The sequence below is a fragment of the Sphingomonas sp. PvP018 genome, from assembly GCF_017876865.1.
Taxonomy (GTDB): domain Bacteria; phylum Pseudomonadota; class Alphaproteobacteria; order Sphingomonadales; family Sphingomonadaceae; genus Sphingomonas; species Sphingomonas aerolata.
The window spans coordinates 79,224-96,982 of the sequence record NZ_JAGIOU010000001.1 but is presented as its reverse complement, the minus strand read 5'-3'; the positions used below and the strand labels follow the sequence as shown (position 1 = coordinate 96,982).

Here is a 17,759-nt window from a genome sequence, read left to right as displayed (position 1 = left end):
TTGATCCTCTCAATCAGTGTCGAATAGGCGCTGGGGAAACCGCCGGCTGAGCACGGCGACGCAGAACAGCAGCAGACATATGCTGATCGCTGCTGGGATGAGCGCGGCACGTGTCTCGGGCGCGGACGTCGCCCCACCGGCCATGACGAGGAACAACGTTCCGACCGTTGCGGCACCGCCGGCGTTTCCCAGTTGCTGGACCGTCTTCAGCGCACCGCCTGCAGCGCCGGCATGGCGGGTGTCCACCCGCGCGAGCGCGATCGGCGACAGCGGCCCCGCACAGGTTCCCATGCCGAGACCGGCGATCAGGAGTGCAAAACCGATCAGCGGCACGCTGCCGCTGGTTGCCACGGTCACCGTCACCGCGGCCACCCCCAGCGCCATTGCCCCGGAACCGACCGCCAGCACCGAACGGCCCAGACGTGGCAGGATACGGCGACCGAGCAGGCTGATCCCCAGCCCTACGCCGACCGCGAATGGAATGTGCAGCAATCCGGCCGACAGCGGGTCAAGGCCGAGCCCGACCTGCAGTACGAGCGTCAACACCAGGAGGAACCCTCCCCCCGCCACAGCGAAGACGAGCGACGTCAGCAGGCCGTTGGAAAAACTACGATCCTGAAACATCGTCGGATCCATCAGCGCCGATCCGGTGCGCACGGTTCGCCGGCGCAGATGCCGCCACAGCAGCATACCGAGGGGTACGGTCGTCGCGAACAATCCGAAGCACCACCATGGCCAGTCGAGCGCACGCGCCTCGATCAGTGGGAAGACGAGTGCAAACAGCAGGGCGACGACGAGCGCGTTCCCCGCCCAGTCGATCCGCAGACGGTCGGGCGAGCGTCCTTTGGGCAGGAGATACCAAGCGGCGACGATACCGGCAGCACCGATCGGGAGGTTGATCAGGAAGATCGCCCGCCAACCGAGGCCCGCGATGTTTGCCTCGATCAATGCGCCGCCGATCACCGGTCCCAATACCGCGGTCAGCCCGCCAAGTATGCCGAAGAACGACAGCGCCCCAACTCTCTCATGCGGCGGATAGAGGAGCTGGACCAAAGCAAGAACTTGCGGCCCCATGCACGCCGCGGTCGCCCCCTGTACCAGACGCGCCACGATCAGCGCGGTCGGCGTGGGCGCAACGCCGCACAACAAGGATGCGAGCGTGAAGCCCGACATGCCGCCGATGAACATCCGGCGATAGCCAAAGACATCTCCCATGCGGCCACCGCTGATGAGCAGCATTGCGAAGGCCATCGAATATCCGGCCACCATCCATTGCACCGCAACCGGTCCGGCGCCGAGGTCGGCACGGATCGCGGGAATCGCGATATTGACGATCGTGCTGTCGAGCACGTCCATCACGAATGCCACCGTCAGCGTCGCGAAGGCCAGCGTGCGGGCGCGCGGCGCGAGCGATGACGCCTGATCGCGTGCGCTCGCCACGGTCGTCATGGCTAGATCGTGCCTTCTCGAAGCATCGATACCGCGTTGGCACAAGCGCGCGCCGTCAAGGCCATGTAGGTCAACGACGGGTTCTGGCAGGCGGACGAACTCATTGCTGCGCCGTCCGTCACGAACAGGTTTGGTACGTCATGCGCACGGTTCCACTTGTCGAGGACGGACCGGGCCGGGTCGTTCCCCATCCGCGCGCCGCCCATCTCGTGGATCGCCGACCCGCCGGCACCTGGCTGATCGAAGCCGAGAAAGACATGACCGCCTGCAGCCTCGAGCATGACCTTGGCCTGGCCCTTGGCATCGGCAAGCGCGGCATGTTCGTTCGCGCCGTGTTCGAACGCAATGTTCAACACCGGGGCACCGTGCGGATCGGTCTTCACGCGGTCGAGGGTGAGGCGGTTGCTGGCGCGTGGCAGGCTTTCGGCGAAGGTGACGAAGATCATCCGCCAGGGTCCCGGATGCCGCAACGACTCCTTGTAGTCCACGCCGAGCCCCGCCGCCCGTTTCCCGGCCGTCCACGTGCTTTGCAGCGCGCCGCCCTGGAAGCTGTAGCCCCGCGTGAAGCCGGCACCGTCCTGTTGGTCCAGATTGCGGAACCGGGGCACCACGATCCCGGTCGGGCGGTTGCCGTAGCTGGTATGCGTTTCGAAACCCGGCATGGCCGCGATGCCCGATAGTGTGGTCGCGTGATCCATGATGTGCGTGCCGAGCACGCCCGAGCTGTTGGCGAGCCCATTGGGGAAGCGTTCGGAGGTCGACCGCAGCAGGATATGGTTCGAATTGAACGCGCCGGCATTGAGGAACACGAGGCGGGCCGTCGCCGTACCGCGTTTGCCGGTCTTGACGTCAAGATACCGCACGCCCGTCGCGCGTCCCGTTACCGGGTCGTGATCAACGCCCTCGACGACACTGTCGGTGATGACCGTCAGATTGCCGGTGGCCTTGGCGGCTGGCAACGTCGAACTCTGCGTGGAGAAATAGGCGCCGTAGGAACAGCCACGCGCGCAGATCGAGCGATACTGGCACTTCGACCGCCCTTCCTTCGCTTCGGTCAGATTGGCGGTTCGGCCGACTGTCAGCCGACGATCGGGAAACTTGTTCATGAACACGTCGCGGCAATGCTGCTCGACCGCGTTGAGCGCCATCGGCGGCTGGAAACGTCCGTCCGGCAGAACCGCCAGCCCTTCGGCCGCACCGGATACGCCGATGAAGTCCTCGACCCGGTCGTACCAGGGGGCGAGATCGGCATAGCGGATCGGCCAGTCGAGGCCGTGCCCGTCGGCCTTGTTCGCGCCAAAATCATAGTCCGACCAGCGATAGCATTGTCGGCCCCACGTCAGCGACCGTCCGCCCATCTGGTACGACCGCCACCAGTTGAAGTCCTTGCCGGCGGGAACGGCGTAGGGATTCTCGCGGTCGTTGACGAAATGATGTTCGGTGAACTCGGTGAAATGCCGGTTCATCGACTGAACCGGATACTCCGCCCAATAGCGTTCGGCATCGCCCATCCCGCGGAACGGGAGCTCCCAGGGTGCCAGTGTCTCGGTTTTGTACCCGGTGCCGTGCTCGATATCGCGGCCACGCTCGATCATCAGGACCTTCAGCCCCGCCTGCGTCAGTTCCTTGGCCGACCAGCCACCGGTTATTCCTGACCCGACCACGATGGCGTCGAATTCCTGCATCATCCGAACTCCACCGCTGTCCAGTCGCTTGAAAAGGCCCGATCCGACGGCTTCAACGGCACGTCGGGATCCCAGCGTCCGGGAACCAGTTCATATTGCAGCTCCTTCGAACCGCCCGCTTCGGATGTGTAATAGCCCGTCAAGATCAGATCCTTGATCTTGTGCCAGGGATCCTTCTCGTTGCCCGGTGCGAACGCGCGCGTGTCTATTGCGGCCAGCGCATCGCGCTGCGTGACGGGGGTCGCCGCGTTGAAATTTCCGCCCGCCTTGATCCGCAGCATGATCGCGAGATCGTCGAGCAGATACATTCCGCCGCGCGGCGTCGGTACGGGCCCACCGCCCTGAATTGCAGCGCCGGCTGCGGGTTCGCGCGTCCCGTCGAGCCCGTGGTTGAGGGCTAGGATGACAAAATCACCAACGCCGACATCGGAGGCGCCCGGCGTGTCGGTGCGCGGAATGACGAGATCGGAGACGGTGTCGATCATCCGGCGCTGATCCTCGGTCGCCTCCCCCTTCTCGCCCTGACGCGCCTTGCCCCAGATCCAGAGCGGTGTTCCGACGAGGGCGGCGAGCACGAGCCCGCCGCCGATCGCGGACCGCCTGTCGAATTCACCGAGCCCGTTGTCCGCCACGTAGCCGTTTCCTAGAACTTGATGGTCGCCTGCGCACCGTAGGTCCGCGGGGCGCCGAAGCTGAAGTTGTAGACGTTGATGCCGCCCCCGGTGAAGAAACCATAGCCAAGCGGCCGTTCGTTCTCGAGGTTGCGTACAAAGCCCTGGATCGAGAAGCGATCGCCGGGTGCCGAATATTCGAGGCTCAGATCGGTCTGCGTGTAGGCCTGCTGGCGTTCGGCTTCCCAGTTGAACGGCGTCAGGAAATACTGCGACTTGAACCGCGAGAAGCCGCTTGCGACCAGGTTGCCGTCGCCGATCGGGAAGGTGTGATCATAGCCGACGGCGATCGTGACCTTGGGTGCCTGGGGTGGCGTGTTGCCGGTCAGATCGATCGGGAAAGTGCCGTTCAGACCGGATACCGCACCCGGGAAGTCGGTGAACTTCGCATCGAGGTAATTGAACGTCAGATGCGCGCGATCGCGATCGGACAGGACGAACGTGCTGTCGGTTTCGATACCCCAGATCCGCGACTTGCCCGCGTTCAGCGTCCGGGCGCCCACAGACGTGTCGAGCAGCACCTGAACCTGCTGGTTGGTGTACTTGTAATAGAAGCCCGAGACATTGAACTCGACCGTCCGGTCCGCAAACCGGTTCTTCGACCCGATCTCATACGCCGTCAGCGTCTCTGGCGCATAGTCTCCGACATTGTCGAAGCCGCCACCCTTGTAGCCGGTCGAGACCTTTGCGTAGAGAAGGTTGTCACGCGCGGCCTTGAAGTCGACACCCGCGTTCCACGTGACTTTGCTCGAGTCCTGCCGCGGGAAGGTGGTGACGGCACCGGCCGATCCGTCAGCGGGCGGCGTCGGCCCGGAATTGAACTGGAAGCCGTAATTGTCATAGCGGGCCCGCTTCTGGTCGTCGGTGTAGCGAATGCCACCCGTCAGACTGAGCGTGTCGGGCAGCACCCAATACGTAGCCTGGCCGAATGCGGCTTTCGACGTCGAGTCGACATAGGGTCTATAGAAAAAGTTCAGGAAACTACCGTTTGGTCCCGCTTGCGGCAGGAAAAGGCCCCGGGCGATATCCTGCGACTCCTTGTAGTAGAATCCGCCAGCCTGCCAGATGAATGCGCCTTCCTTGCCGCCCGCGAGACGGATTTCATGGCTCTGCGTGTCGGAGTCTATCCGGTTGTTATAGTAGGTGAAGACGGCCGGCACGTACCCGTTCAGGGGCTGGCGCGAGCTGACGTTCACGTCGCGGTAGCCGCCGATATAGCTGAGCGTCGCAAAATCCAGATCCAGGTCCGCGCGACCACGGACCGCATATTGTTTGGTCCGAAAGAAACCGACATCGGCCAGGGGATAGCTGTCGCGGTCGAACGTCGGCTTGAACTGCGACGGCACGATTGCACCGGATGGCAGCGTGACCAGGCCAGGCGAGGTTGCCGAGACCTGAACGCCGAATTGCGACGGCGCGCTCTGGTTCACGTCGACATATTCGCCGGCGAGGTAGAGTTTCAGACGGTCGAACGGCTCGGCATAGATCGAGGCTCGGAGCGCGTCGGAGTTGCCCGTATCGCCCTTTCCGCCGGGGGCGTTGTTCGTATAGCCGTCATGATCGGAATGGAGGCCCGCGATGCGGACGGCCACCTTGTCACCAAGTGGCAGATTGACGGCAGCTTGCGCCGTCTTTGAATCATAGTTGCCGTAGCCGACCGTCGCGAAGCCGGAAACGTCACCCAGCAACGGCTTGGCGGCGATCACGTTCAGTGCGCCCGCCGTCGAGTTGCGACCATACAGTGTTCCTTGCGGGCCACGCAGGATTTCGACCCGCTCGAGATCGAACAAGGCGGCATTCAAGGCGACCGGGCGGTTGATGTACTCGCCGTCGATATTGATCGTCAGTGCGCCGTCTGCGGTTTCTGAGACATCCTGGCTTCCGACACCGCGGATGCTGATGCGCGTGAACAGGGTTTCGGTCGTCAGGTTGAGGTCGGGTGCGAGGCGCGTAAGTCCGTTCAAATCGCCGACGCCGCTCTTGATGAGCTGATCCCCGTCGAACGCACGCATCGCGATCGGCGTATCCTGGATTCCGGTAGCGCGCTTCTGCGCAGTCACGATGATATCGCCTAACTGACCCGCATCGTCCTGCGCTGTGCCTGCCGTTGTCGCTGCGCCTTCCGTCGGTGTCGCTTCGATGGGAGCCGGGGGAGCTTCGGATGGTGGCGTTTGCTGAGCCTGCGCGGTCGCGGTGACCACCAGCGTTGCGGCTCCGGCCAAAAGAACACGGATTACGGGTGCATTGCGCATTATGATCCTCTCCCTTCTCGATCGGCGGGTTTTTCCCCGCGCTGGTACGAATAAGAACTATGGTTCTAATAGATGCTTTGTTAGGGCTGTCAAGCAGTGGCATCAGGGCCGCAAGAGCCGGCGACATCAGATATTTACGTGGTCGACCAGCGCCATACCCGTAGTCGTGACGGCGAACTGGTTTTGGACGATGCCCGTCGTACGAATGACAAGTTTTTGCACGAGCGCCGGCAGCATCGGCGAACTGCTGCGCGCCTTAGGGTCGACATTTCGGTCCAGGCAGTCGCGCCGGCGCTCCGGCGCGATTCTTAGCGTTCCCTGCGATCAGTCGGCTGAGCGAAGATATGCAGACGCCATATGGCCGAGATCCTCTTTCAGGACCTTCCATTCCCCTTCCACCCCATTTCCAGGGGTAGCGCCGAAACCAAGCGCACGTGCAATCGCAGAATAGGCGATGCGATAAGCAGACGCGACGGCGCGTTCGGGATCGGGCCGCTTAATCTCGTCACGATGCGCCAGAAGCGCCGTGCAGACCAGGTTCTCCACCTCCATGTAGCTGCGTTTGCCGGCAGCCAGCACGATGGGATCCGATCCGGCACGCAGCATCATCGGGCGCATCAGATCGGCATGTTCGTGAAGACATTCGGCGATCCCATCGATGATCAAGGGAACGAGTGTCCTGAGATCATCGGCTTGCGACTCGGCACGGTCGACGACTTCGCGTTGCGCCTTGTCGACGGCGAGCAGCACACGGCCCTGCACCGCTCGGATCAGATCGTCCTTGCTGTCGAACCGGTTGTAGATCGAACCGATCGAAACTTTGCCAGCCTTGCTGACCTCGAGAAGCGTGAAATCATCGCTGCCGCGTTCGCGCAGCAGGTCTTCAGCCGCGGCGATCATCCGGTCGTACGACGCTCGGCTACGCCCCTGCTGCGGGACGCGCGAGGGCGTGGCGGCAAGCTCCATTTCTATCGTCATCGCTTTTGCAGGCATCGCGAACGTCCCCGTTGACACGCGGCGCAACAGGCCGCTATCACTCAATTCAGAATGACGGTTCTAGTTCTGAACCGCTACCAGTCAGTTACACTTTGTGACGGACGAAAGGCAAATCGGCAGGGGACAAACCCGCCACTTCGGGAGAGATTTGATGCGATTTTCGGTTTTCTTGAATGCCCGCACCACGGCTGCGGACCAGGACCGTCAATTGATCCTCGATCTCGTCGATCACGCGAAGAAAGCCGAGGAGCTTGGCTTCGACGCGGTCTTTCTTCCCGACCATCACTTCACCGGCTACATGCCCGTCGCGAGCGACCCGATGATGTTCGCCGCTTATCTGGCCGGCCAGCTGAAGAAGGTGCATTTCGGCTTCTCAGTCACCTCGGTTCCGCTTCACAGTCCAGTCCGCTTTGCCGAACGCGTCAACATCCTGGATCAGTTGACGGAGGGCAGGCTTCTGGTTGGTGTAGGGTCCGGCACCACGCCCGAGGAGATGATCGGCTTCGGCGTGAACTACAAGGAAGCCTCGGCGATTGCGGAGGCCAACCTTGCCATCGCCGAGAAGCTCTGGGCCAAGCAGATTGACGACGCGCCGATCGAATTCGAGAACGGACCCTATAAGGGCAAGGTGCTGCAGCGCATCGCGCCTGCGATGTACGGCAAACGTCACGCGCGGCTCATGCCCGTTGCCATGAAGGAGGCCAGCGCACGCCGTGCCGCGGAGCATGGCTGGCCGGCGTTCATCCCCGCGTTCACGCCGCCGAACATCGGCGGTACCGAGCCGCTCAAGCACGTCACCAAATACTTCACCGCTTATCGCGCCATGCTCGAGGCGGCCGGTCATGACGAGGCGATCGTCGCGGATGCCCTGTCCTGGACAACCCACACCTATCAATGCGTCCACATCGCCGAAAGCGACGACCAGGCACGCGAGGAACTGGAGATCATCCTGCGCGCCTACCAGGCTGCGGTCGATCGCGAGAAATATTATAACGACGCAGCCGAGCGCGATGCCGCGAACCATAAGACCGACGACACGCCAATGGCGCTTACCGAGGACTGGATCGCGACCTGGTGCCTGCACGGCAGTCCGAAGACGGTCGCCGAACATCTCGCCCCTTATGCAGAACTCGGCATCGGCAACGTGCTATGCGGCACGACGACCGGGCCGCTCGATCCGCAGCGGCTCGAATGGGCGAACCGCACGCTCGACCTGCTGGCACGCGACGTCATGCCACAGTTCAAGTCCGCGAAATGATCGCGCCGTACATCGTTGGCATCGGGGGGACCACGCGGCCAGGATCATCCGGCGAACGGATGGTCAGAGCGGTTCTTGCCGCGACTGAGCGGAACGGGGCGACGACGCGCATGTTCGGTGGTGCAGAACTGTCTGCGCTCCCCCATTTCGCCCCTGAAAACGCCGAGCGCAGCGATGCCCAGCGCGAATTCGTCGAAGCCGTCCGCGCCGCCGACGGGATCGTGATCGGCTCGCCGGGCTATCATGGCGGCGTGTCGGGTCTGGTGAAGAACGCCATAGATCTCCTCGAGGATCTACGGGACGACCGCCGGGTCTATTTCGATGGCCGTGCCGTCGGGCTGGTCGTCACCGCAGCAGGCTGGCAGGCCTGCGGCGTCACGCTTCAGGCATTGCGCGGGATCGTGCATGCGATGCGCGGCTGGCCGACCCCGATCGGCATTGCGGTGAATACCGTCGAGCAGCAACCGTTCGCGCAGGACGGATCGCTCGCCGACGACGGCCTGCGACGTCAGGTCGCGATGCAGGCCGACCAGATCCTGTTGCTTGCCGGAGCTACGCGATGATCAACGACACGCTGCTATCGTTCACGGCGGGCCGCGACATGTGGTCGACCGTTGCCGCGAACGACGTCCCATCCGCCAAGATGGCCGACGGTCCGATGGGCATCGCGAGCGGCCGGGTCGACGAGCGCGACGTATCGATCCTGACTCCGAGCGGCATCGCACTGGCGGCAAGCTGGGACCGGGCACTCGCCGGCGTCGTCGGCGCGCTGGTCGGCGGCGAAGCGAAGCGCAAGGGCGTTGACATGGTGCTGGCGCCCAATCTCAATCTCGCTCGCTCGCCGAACGCCGGCCGGGTGTTCGAGATGTTCGGCGAAGATCCCCTGCTTGCCGGAACGCTCGGCGTCGCGTGGAGCAGGGGTTTGCAGAGCCGCCGTGTCGGCAGCATCGCCAAGCATCTGGTCTGCAACGACTCCGAAACGCAGCGCGATCGGTACGACGCGATCGTCGACGAGACGACGTTGCGCGAAATTTATCTGCTTCCGTTTGAAATGGTGGCCCGGGCTGGCTGTGCCGGCATCCTGACGGCCTATAACCGCGTCAACGGCGACTATTGCGCGCAGAACGCGCCCGTCCTGACCGACATCCTGCGCCACGAATGGCGCTACGGTGGTTTCACGGTAAGCGACTGGTTCGGTACGCATGCCGGCGCGGAGTCCCTGAACGCGGGGCTTGATCTCGAAATGCCTGGCCCCGCCCGGTTCATGGGCACGAAGCTGCGCGACGCAGCGGCTGATGGGACAGTTGGTGTCAACCGGGTCGAGGAAGCGGTCGACAGGATCCAGATCGCTGCCCGAACCTGGGCCGGCGGCGATGCGGGCGCTGAGCCAGGGGATCGAGATACCATTCTGGCCCAGGCAGCCGCCGCTGGTTTCACGCTGCTGCGCAATGATGGCGACCTGTTGCCGGTCGCGCCGGGCAGCGTTCGCCAGTTGGCGGTCATCGGACCAAATGCGCTTGCCCCCTGCTTTCAGGGTGGCACGTTCGCCAAGATCGCGCTCCGCCCCGATGCGATCCTGCCTGTCGAGGCGCTGCGCGCGCGGTTCGGCGTGGAGACGATCGTCTTCGCGCCCGGCTGCCCCCCCTCGCCGCGGCTGCCGGCAATGCCTGCACTCCCCGCGCGCGATCTTGGCGATGGCTGCGACGTCGGCATGACCGTCGATTACTTCGGTGGCCATGATTTCTCTGCAAGCCTGCTCGGCAGTGAGACGCGGAACACCAATTCGCTGACGTGGTTTCACGGTATGCATGACCTCGGCGCGTTCGACCGCAACGGCGGTATCCGGGCCAGTGGGCGGATAATGCCGACGGTCACGGGCATGCACCGCCTGCACATCGGTGGCACCGGATCGGTACGACTGGTCGTTGATGGCCGGCAGGTGTTCGCTGCGGAACGCGAGATCCCGGCAAGCGACGTCATGGGCGCGCTGAAAAGCGGCGACAGCGACCATGTTGAAGTCCTGCTCGAAGCAGGGATACCTGTACTTATCGAAGCAGAGCTTCGGTACACGCCAGCACGTGCCCATGGATTATGGTTCGGGCTTGGGGTACCGAACGACGCGGCGACCTTGCTGGCCGAGGCGGAGGCAATCGCTCGGGGCGCCGACGCGGTACTGCTGCTCGTCGGCGAGACCGCGGACGCTGGCGTTGAAAGCAAGGACCGCGATACCACTGCGATCCCCCTCGACCAGCAGGAACTCGCCGCGCGCGTGATCGCCGCCAACCCGCGAACGATCGTAGCGGTCAATGTCGGGCACGCCTTCGATACAAGGTTCGCCACCGACGCCGCGGCGTTGCTGGCGGTCTGGTATCCAGGCGAGGCGTTTGGGCCTGCGCTCGCCGCGGTCGTCGCAGGCGATCTCGAACCATCGGGGCGCTTGCCCGTCGCACTGGCGGCATCGGAGGACCAGTATCCCGCGTTACATGCGACCCCCGACGCCGACGGCCGGCTGCCTTATGCCGAGGGCATCGGCATTGGCTACCGCGGGATGATCACGGCGGGCATCCGTCCAGCGTTCGCGTTTGGCGAAGGGCTTGGCTACGGCCGCTTCACCTACGTCGCCGCAACCGCGACTACCCGGTCCGATCACTGCGTCGATTTGGCCGTGACCGTGCGCAACGACGGTTCGCGCGACAGCGCCGCCGTCGTCCAGGCATATCGGGCCGACGGTCCTCTGGCCGGTTTCGCCAAACAGGTCGTCGCTGCGGGCAGCACGGTGGATATTCATCTCGTCGTCAATCCGATCGCCCTGCGGCGATGGAGCGGCAATCGATGGGTGTTCGCATCGGGTCCGACCACGCTGCGCATTGGCGGATCGTCGCTGGACCTTCCGCTGTCGGCAACCGTCGCGTTCGACTGACGATGAATTCACAATGCCGGCGCTGATCGGCAGGCAAGGAGAGTGGATATGGCACGCGTTTCAGAAGTTCGTTACGTCGGCTATGCAGTTCCAGACCTGGAAGCCGAGCGGCGGTTCTACGCCGACATCTGGGGGCTGACGGAAGTCGAAGCCGATGACGGCATGGTGTATTTCGCCGCCGCAGGTACGCCCGAGAAATATGTCGTACGTCTCCGTCAGGACGCCGTGCAACGGATCGACGTGATGGCATGGGCAGCCGAGACGCGCGCCGACGTCGATGCCCTTTTCGCGCAGGTCAAAGATGCGGGGGGCAAGATCATCACCGAGCCTCACGAGCAGACGACCCTGGGTGGCGGCTACGGCTTCCGGTTCTTCGATCCTGATGGCCACACGCTGGAGGTCTCGGCGGAGGTCGAGCGCGGGGAGTCACGCGATCTGAAGCGCGGCGAGGCGATCCCGGTCAAGATCAGTCACATCGTCATGCATTCGCCCGACCACCGGGCGACCGTGGCGTGGTACGAGAAGGCACTCGGTTTCCGTGTCTCAGATTGGCTCGGCGACTTTATGTGCTTCATGCGCTGCAATGCGTGGCATCACCGTCTCGCCTTCCTACCAGGGCCGCCGTGCCTCAACCACGTCGCCTATGACGTGCTGACGATCGACGACATGATGAAGGGCATCGCCCGCCTCAAAAAGAACGACGTCGACATCAAATGGGGACCGGGCCGCCATACCGCGGGCAACAACACGTTCAGCTATTTCACGACGCCGGCGATGAACGTCGTCGAATATACGTCGGAACTGGAAGAGGTCGACGACGATCATCACCAGCATACGGTCCACGTCCCCTCGCCGGACACGATGGACCAATGGGGTACGGGCGTCGGCGGTCCACAGACTATGCCCAAGCCCGCACCCGATGCAGGTCTATGGACACCAGCCGCGGCATGATCCGGGCCGGTATAGCCATGGCCGGCATCGCCCTGATGGCGATGCCGGTCGCGGCCCGTCGAGCCGACGAGACCGAACGAAATCGCGCGATCATGACGCGGTTCGCCGATATCCTGTACCGCGCGAAAGACGTGCGGCGAGCGTTCGACGACTTCGTGGTTCCGGACTACGTCCAGCACAATCCCGGCATCGCCGACGGTCGCGCATCGGCCATAACGTCGCTGGAGCCCTTGTTTTCGACGCCCGGCGCGACATTCGTCGTGAAACGGATCGTCGTTGATGGCGATCTGGCGATCATCCATTTGTTCGGTCGCGGCGATCCGAAGACGGCTGGCGGCGCCGTAGCGGATATCTATCGCCTCAAGGACGGTAAGATCGTCGAGCATTGGGATGTCATCCAGCCAATGCCGCAATCGTCCAAAAACCCCCACCCCATGTTCTGAGTATCTGCACCATGGCCATGTTCCAATATTTCCCCAATAATTACGTCTGGAACCTCTCGGTCGACATCGCGATCGAAAGCGGTGCGCGGATCGGCGAGATCGAGGAGATGTGCCGCCCTCTGCTGGAAGCGGCACAGTCGGGCGAGGACGCGGGTACCCCGCAGTTCATGCGCGAATGGGTCAAGATGGCCGACAAGCTGGTCGTTCTTGCCGCCGAGGACGAGGCATTGGGGCGCCACTTATCCGCCGGCACCAAACTCCAGCGCGCAAGCCTGTACTACATCACCGCCGAACGGATGCAGGGACAAGGCACGCCGGAGCGCAACGCCACGTTCGCAAAAGGCCAGGATAGCTTCCGACGCGCCATGGCGCTGGGCCAGGAAAACGCAGAGCGCGTGGAGATCGCGATTCCGGGAGGCATGGTGCCGGGTGTCTTCACACAGGCGCCGGGCAAGGCGCCCGTCGTCGTGTTCGTCAACGGGCTCGATAGCTGCAAGGAGCTTCTCTACTGGACCGGCCTACCTCAGGCCCTGCTGCGCCGTGGAATATCCACCTTGTGCATCGATCAGCCAGGGTCGGGTGAGGCGCTGCGCTCAGGCGGGCTGCACGCCACCCACGAAAGCGAGCGCTGGGCGACCCCTGTCGTCGACTGGCTGGAAAAGCTAGCCGGCGTCGATGCTACGCGGATCGGGCTCTCGGGCATCTCGCTCGGCGGGTATTTCGTACCAAGGGCGGTCGCCTTCGAACCACGGTTCGCTGCAGCGGCGGTTTGGGGCGCCAACCACGACTGGGCGGAAGTGCAGCAGAAGCGCCTGCGCCGCGAGGGCGAAAATCCCGTGCCGCACTACTGGAATCACGTCATGTGGGTGTTCGGTGCCAAGGACATGGCCGAGTTCCTCGACAAGGCTGCCGGTATGACGCTCGAGGGCATACTGGACCGGATCACGGTGCCGTTCCTGGTGACGCACGGCGACAATGACAGACAAATCGGCCGCGACTATGCGCACCGGACCTACGACCAGCTCGTCAACAGCCCCAAACGCGAACTCAAGTTCTTCACCGAACGCGAAGGCGGTGTCGAGCATGTCGGCGTCGATAATATGAGCTTCGGCCGCGACTTCATCGCCGACTGGCTCGCAGAAGCATTGGGAGGACATGTCGCATGACGCGGACGTTCATCGACCTGTCGATCACGCTCGATCCCGACGTGATAACGGATCCACCGTTCATGCGACCCTCGATCGCATATCAGACGCACGACCAAACCGTCGCTGAGCTTCAAACCTTCTTCCCGGGTGTCACTGCCGAACAAGTTCCCGGCGGGCTGGGGTTCGCTGCATCGGAGACGTTGACGCTGTCGACGCATAACGGAACGCATCTCGATGCACCGTGGCACTACCATCCGACGATGAACGGCGGCGAACGTGCGATCACGATTGATGAAGTGCCTCTGGAGTGGTGCTTCCAGCCGGGGGTCAAGCTCGACATGCGGCACTTCCCTGACGGTCATGTCGTGACGGCGGACGAGATGGCGGCAGCGCTCGACGCGGCCGGTCACACGCTTCGGCCATTGGATATCGTGCTGATCAATACGGCCGCTGGCGCGGCGCTCAGCCAAGCCGACTTTCTCGCGAAAGGATGTGGCATCGGCTACGAAGCTACGCTGTACCTGACCTCGCGCGGCGTTCGCGTGACGGGTACCGACGCATGGTCTTGGGACGCGCCGTTCGGCCACACCGCCAAGCGGGTTGAGGAGACGGGCGACACCTCGCTGATCTGGGAGGGGCATAAGGCAGGCCGAGACATCGGCTATTGCCACATGGAAAAGCTCACTAACCTTGATCGCCTACCCTGCAACGGCTTCATGGTTTCCTGTTTTCCAGCAAAGATAAAGAATGGCTCCGCTGGCTGGACACGGGCGGTCGCTATCCTAAACGATTAAGACAGCCGCTTCAGGATTTTGACGCGCAATCCCAGCTAAACGTTTAGGTCCCACTCAAAAATCGAGGCGGTTTGCCGCAATTATGACCTAAGATATGGCCAATTAATCTAGATTTATAGCTAGCCCAGGAATGACCCATAAGTCGCCGTTCGGGTTCCCTTCCCCGCCTCCCAACTTCCGCCCTTGTTTCATGGAGTTCCACGGCAACGCTTGCCATCCGTTTAAGCGGTCGGTCGAAATGACTGCCTGGAAATCGATGGCTTCCAAAAGTCATCCCGAACGATGCAAGATTATCCGCCTTGCCTAGTCGCGCTGCTGAGTGCGGGCGTAGCTCAGTACTGAACAGCTTTGATACGCGGCCGAACAGTGCGCCTTAATAATGCCGACCGTCATAAAAGGTCATCATAACTGACGCGATTATGTCGCGTTGATATCATAGGCGAGGCGCTCGAGACCGCAGATTGGTCTTACATTGGGTGGGCCAGCCTTTCCGTTCTGGGGAAGCCTCTGCCCGCCCCTTTCGGAGATGCTGGCTCAATGTTGTTCCTTTCGCCCGCCAGACGCGTCCGGCTGGCCGCGTCCGCGGCCTGTGCGCTTCCGCTGTTGTTCGTAGCTAGTGCCGCAAACGCCGAAGACCCGACCGCTGATCCCGAGCAGACCAAGTCCGACATCATCGTCATGGGCGATCGCGCGATCCGCTCGGACAAGGAGCAATCGACGTCGGTACGTGACTCTATCGTGTTCGACGATCTCGAAACTCTGTCCGCCGACGGCAGCGTTGCAGGCCAGTTGATCCTGCTGCCCGGTATCAGCGCGATTGAGGATGGCGATGCGCCGCGCTTCGTCAGCATCCGGGGCATCTCGCCCGATCTCAACCAGACCACGATCGACGGGATCACGCTCGCGACGATCGGCAATGACGGCGAGGGTTCGCGCAAGGTCAATTTGCAGCAAATTCCGTCCGAACTCGCGTTCCACAACGACGTCTACAAGACCTTTACCGCCGAACAGGATGGTGCGGCGATCGGGGGGATCGTCGACATCGTCACGCGCAGCGCGTTTGCCCTCAGGCGCCTCTATGTCATGGTCGACGGCTACGGTATCTATTCGTCGTTCAAGGGCGATGGCGGCAGCAACGCCGGCGACGGCAGCACGCCGCATTTCGGCGCCGGTGGCAAGATGGTGTTCGCGGACAAGTTCGGCGCGGGCGATCAGTTCGGCGTGGTCCTGTCGGCGCGCTACGAGAACCGCATCCGCAACTCGCGCAAATGGTGGCAGGACACCAAATATTACTTCAGCGACGCCGGCAAGAAGCTGGCCGGCCCCGACGATCCCGCGTGGAACGGCATCGCCGTACCGTACAACCATAGTTACGGCAGCTATACCAACCGCCTCCAGACTGCGGGCAGTTCGGCGAAGTTCGAATGGCGTCCGCTCGGCACCGACATCTATGCGTCGCTGCTCGGATTCAATTATCGTCAGTGGGAATCCTCGACGATGAACAAGAATGATTACTACACCAAGAACAGTGTCAGCGACCTGACCGCGGAGGGTGGCGGATCGGACATCAACAGCCTCTATTCACGCTATCGCTACGATACCTGGAACAAGGCGACCGTCGGCGCGATCGGCAATGTCGAATGGCACGACGACCGCTCGTCGTTGCGCGTTCGCGGCGGTTACACCCGCGCCCGGTACGACAATACGCAGCCCTATATCGGTGTCCGCGCCTATCCGACTGGGCTTTCGCTCGACTGGGCGGCGGGCAATGACGGCACCGGCGGGCTGCCTTACGTCACCGGGATCAACAAGCCGGGCCTCGTGCTCGGATCGCCGTACAAGCTCAGCACAGCGCAGACGACATACCGCATGGCCAACGAGGGGCTGGCGAATGCGCGCGTCGATTATGGATGGAACGCCGAGCCCGAAGATCGTGGCTTCGGGTTCGTCACAGGGATCGAATTCCGCAACCTGGAACTGTCGCGCAACGTCGATATGACCGAATACAAGCTTGGCCAGGCGATGAACACCTATCTTTACGATCCAGGCTATGTGCCCGTGGGCGCACCGCAATCGTTCCCGTGGGTCGACTGGGCGCGCGTGAAGAAGGAGTTGTGGCCCAAGTTCGTCAAGGACGTACCCAACTCGACCTACGACAGCATCACCGGGGATTATCGATACACCGAGCGGCTGGTAACGCCGTTTTTGTCGCTCCATTACGCCACCGACGATACCACGCTGGTCGCGGGCGTCCGCTACGACCATACGCGCTTTTCCGCGTTCCAGCCGACGATTACCGGCGGCACAGCGTCGGCGGTGATGACGCGGAACAAAGGCGGGTACCAATACCTCTTGCCGTCGTTCACCGGCATCCAGGACTTCGCCGGCGGCAAAAAGCTGCGCTTTTCGTACAGCCGCACGCTCGGCCGCCCTACGCCGGGCAATATCGCGCAACCGGAATCGCTCAATTGTGGCGACGAGGACAGCGGCGGGGCAGATTGCTCGATCAGCCGCGGCAACCCCGAGCTGCGCCCACGTCGGTCGGACAATCTCGATGTCCAGTTCGAGCAGTATTTCCACAAGGACGGCATCATCTCGCTCGGCGCGTTCGCCAAGTGGATCAAGGACGACATCTTCACGCTGACCACGACGCAGCTGATCGACGACGTCAACTACCGGGTCCGCCAGCCGCTCAACGCCGACAATTCGCGGCTGTACGGCGTCGAGTTCCAGGCCGCCGATCACGACGTCAACCTGTTCGGCCAGCGGATCGATCCGTTTTTCAACGCAACCTGGCTGAAGGGACGGATGTCGATCACCAGTGATGCGGGGACGCGGACCCTGGACCGGCTGATCTACCAGCCAAAATGGATCATCAACGGCGGCGCGACGCTTCGCCTGCCCGCGATCGACGGCGCGTTCCGCACGACCGTCACGCACCGCGGCAGCTACATGGAGGGCATCGGCGAGACCGCGCAGGACGACAACGGCCGCGCGGAGCTGACCACCGTCAACCTCGGCCTGTGGCACCGCGTGACGAAACACGTGACGTTCAAATACGAGATCACCAACCTGCTCAATGACCAGCCGAAATTCCTGGTCGGCAACGGCCTTCGCTACGTCAGCGAAGTCGACGACTATGGCCAGGGTGCCTTTTTCCACATCATGCTGCGCTGATAAGCCGAACAGAGG

Annotated in this window: 13 protein-coding genes; 8 read left to right on the top strand and 5 right to left on the bottom strand. The window is 62.9% G+C overall.

Features of this window, described 5'->3' with window-relative positions:
* Nucleotides 1-9 precede the first annotated feature (9 nt).
* From J3A66_RS00345 to J3A66_RS00325, 5 genes are all read right to left on the bottom strand, one after another.
* Entirely contained in the window at nt 10-1,449 is a 1,440-nt protein-coding gene (locus tag J3A66_RS00345; protein WP_209566494.1) for an MFS transporter, read from the bottom strand.
* Nucleotides 1,450-1,451: 2 nt separating this feature from the next.
* On the bottom strand, nt 1,452-3,137 hold the full coding sequence (locus J3A66_RS00340; RefSeq protein WP_209566493.1) for a GMC family oxidoreductase: 1,686 nt from the start codon (nt 3,135-3,137) through the stop codon (nt 1,452-1,454).
* On the bottom strand, nt 3,134-3,766 hold the full coding sequence (locus tag J3A66_RS00335) for a gluconate 2-dehydrogenase subunit 3 family protein (RefSeq protein WP_209566492.1): 633 nt from the start codon (nt 3,764-3,766) through the stop codon (nt 3,134-3,136). Before J3A66_RS00335 ends, J3A66_RS00340 begins: the two co-directional genes overlap by 4 nt.
* 11 nt (nt 3,767-3,777) lie before the next feature.
* A complete protein-coding gene (locus tag J3A66_RS00330) occupies nt 3,778-5,865 on the bottom strand; it encodes a TonB-dependent receptor (RefSeq protein WP_348633958.1) in 2,088 nt (695 codons plus the stop codon).
* Between the two features lie 516 nt (nt 5,866-6,381).
* Nucleotides 6,382-7,050: a TetR/AcrR family transcriptional regulator gene (locus J3A66_RS00325; RefSeq protein ID WP_042467529.1), complete on the bottom strand. Its 669-nt coding sequence runs from the start codon at nt 7,048-7,050 to the stop codon at nt 6,382-6,384.
* Between the two features lie 154 nt (nt 7,051-7,204).
* Between J3A66_RS00325 and J3A66_RS00320 the strand changes: the two genes are divergently transcribed.
* From J3A66_RS00320 to J3A66_RS00285, 8 genes are all read left to right on the top strand, one after another.
* Nucleotides 7,205-8,311, top strand: a complete 1,107-nt coding sequence (locus tag J3A66_RS00320) for an LLM class flavin-dependent oxidoreductase (protein ID WP_209566490.1) — start codon at nt 7,205-7,207, stop codon at nt 8,309-8,311.
* The gene (locus tag J3A66_RS00315; RefSeq protein ID WP_031441476.1) at nt 8,308-8,874 is read left to right on the top strand and encodes an NAD(P)H-dependent oxidoreductase; all 567 of its coding nucleotides are present in this window, start codon (nt 8,308-8,310) and stop codon (nt 8,872-8,874) included. Before J3A66_RS00320 ends, J3A66_RS00315 begins: the two co-directional genes overlap by 4 nt.
* On the top strand, nt 8,871-11,231 hold the full coding sequence (locus tag J3A66_RS00310) for a glycoside hydrolase family 3 C-terminal domain-containing protein (RefSeq protein ID WP_209566489.1): 2,361 nt from the start codon (nt 8,871-8,873) through the stop codon (nt 11,229-11,231). Before J3A66_RS00315 ends, J3A66_RS00310 begins: the two co-directional genes overlap by 4 nt.
* 48 nt (nt 11,232-11,279) lie before the next feature.
* Nucleotides 11,280-12,182 carry a VOC family protein gene (locus J3A66_RS00305; protein WP_209566488.1) on the top strand — a complete coding sequence of 301 codons (903 nt, stop codon included), beginning with the start codon at nt 11,280-11,282 and terminating at the stop codon, nt 12,180-12,182.
* Nucleotides 12,161-12,625, top strand: a complete 465-nt coding sequence (locus tag J3A66_RS00300; RefSeq protein WP_244654671.1) for a nuclear transport factor 2 family protein — start codon at nt 12,161-12,163, stop codon at nt 12,623-12,625. Before J3A66_RS00305 ends, J3A66_RS00300 begins: the two co-directional genes overlap by 22 nt.
* Before the next feature lie 11 nt (nt 12,626-12,636).
* Nucleotides 12,637-13,791 (top strand): alpha/beta fold hydrolase, encoded by a 1,155-nt coding sequence (locus tag J3A66_RS00295; protein ID WP_209566487.1) that lies wholly within the window; start codon nt 12,637-12,639, stop codon nt 13,789-13,791.
* The gene (locus J3A66_RS00290) at nt 13,788-14,567 is read left to right on the top strand and encodes a cyclase family protein (RefSeq protein WP_209566486.1); all 780 of its coding nucleotides are present in this window, start codon (nt 13,788-13,790) and stop codon (nt 14,565-14,567) included. Before J3A66_RS00295 ends, J3A66_RS00290 begins: the two co-directional genes overlap by 4 nt.
* A gap of 537 nt (nt 14,568-15,104) precedes the next feature.
* Nucleotides 15,105-17,744, top strand: coding sequence for a TonB-dependent receptor (locus J3A66_RS00285; RefSeq protein WP_209566485.1), 2,640 nt, complete (start codon nt 15,105-15,107; stop codon nt 17,742-17,744).
* Nucleotides 17,745-17,759 lie beyond the last annotated feature (15 nt).

Coding starts and splice junctions, on each gene's coding strand:
- J3A66_RS00325 (WP_042467529.1), bottom strand. CDS start 7,050: ATGCCTGCAAAAGCGATGACGATAGAAATGGAGCTTGCCGCCACGCCC.
- J3A66_RS00315 (WP_031441476.1), top strand. CDS start 8,308: ATGATCGCGCCGTACATCGTTGGCATCGGGGGGACCACGCGGCCAGGA.
- J3A66_RS00295 (WP_209566487.1), top strand. CDS start 12,637: ATGGCCATGTTCCAATATTTCCCCAATAATTACGTCTGGAACCTCTCG.
- J3A66_RS00310 (WP_209566489.1), top strand. CDS start 8,871: ATGATCAACGACACGCTGCTATCGTTCACGGCGGGCCGCGACATGTGG.
- J3A66_RS00290 (WP_209566486.1), top strand. CDS start 13,788: ATGACGCGGACGTTCATCGACCTGTCGATCACGCTCGATCCCGACGTG.
- J3A66_RS00305 (WP_209566488.1), top strand. CDS start 11,280: ATGGCACGCGTTTCAGAAGTTCGTTACGTCGGCTATGCAGTTCCAGAC.
- J3A66_RS00285 (WP_209566485.1), top strand. CDS start 15,105: ATGTTGTTCCTTTCGCCCGCCAGACGCGTCCGGCTGGCCGCGTCCGCG.
- J3A66_RS00345 (WP_209566494.1), bottom strand. CDS start 1,449: ATGACGACCGTGGCGAGCGCACGCGATCAGGCGTCATCGCTCGCGCCG.
- J3A66_RS00300 (WP_244654671.1), top strand. CDS start 12,161: ATGGACACCAGCCGCGGCATGATCCGGGCCGGTATAGCCATGGCCGGC.
- J3A66_RS00340 (WP_209566493.1), bottom strand. CDS start 3,137: ATGATGCAGGAATTCGACGCCATCGTGGTCGGGTCAGGAATAACCGGT.
- J3A66_RS00320 (WP_209566490.1), top strand. CDS start 7,205: ATGCGATTTTCGGTTTTCTTGAATGCCCGCACCACGGCTGCGGACCAG.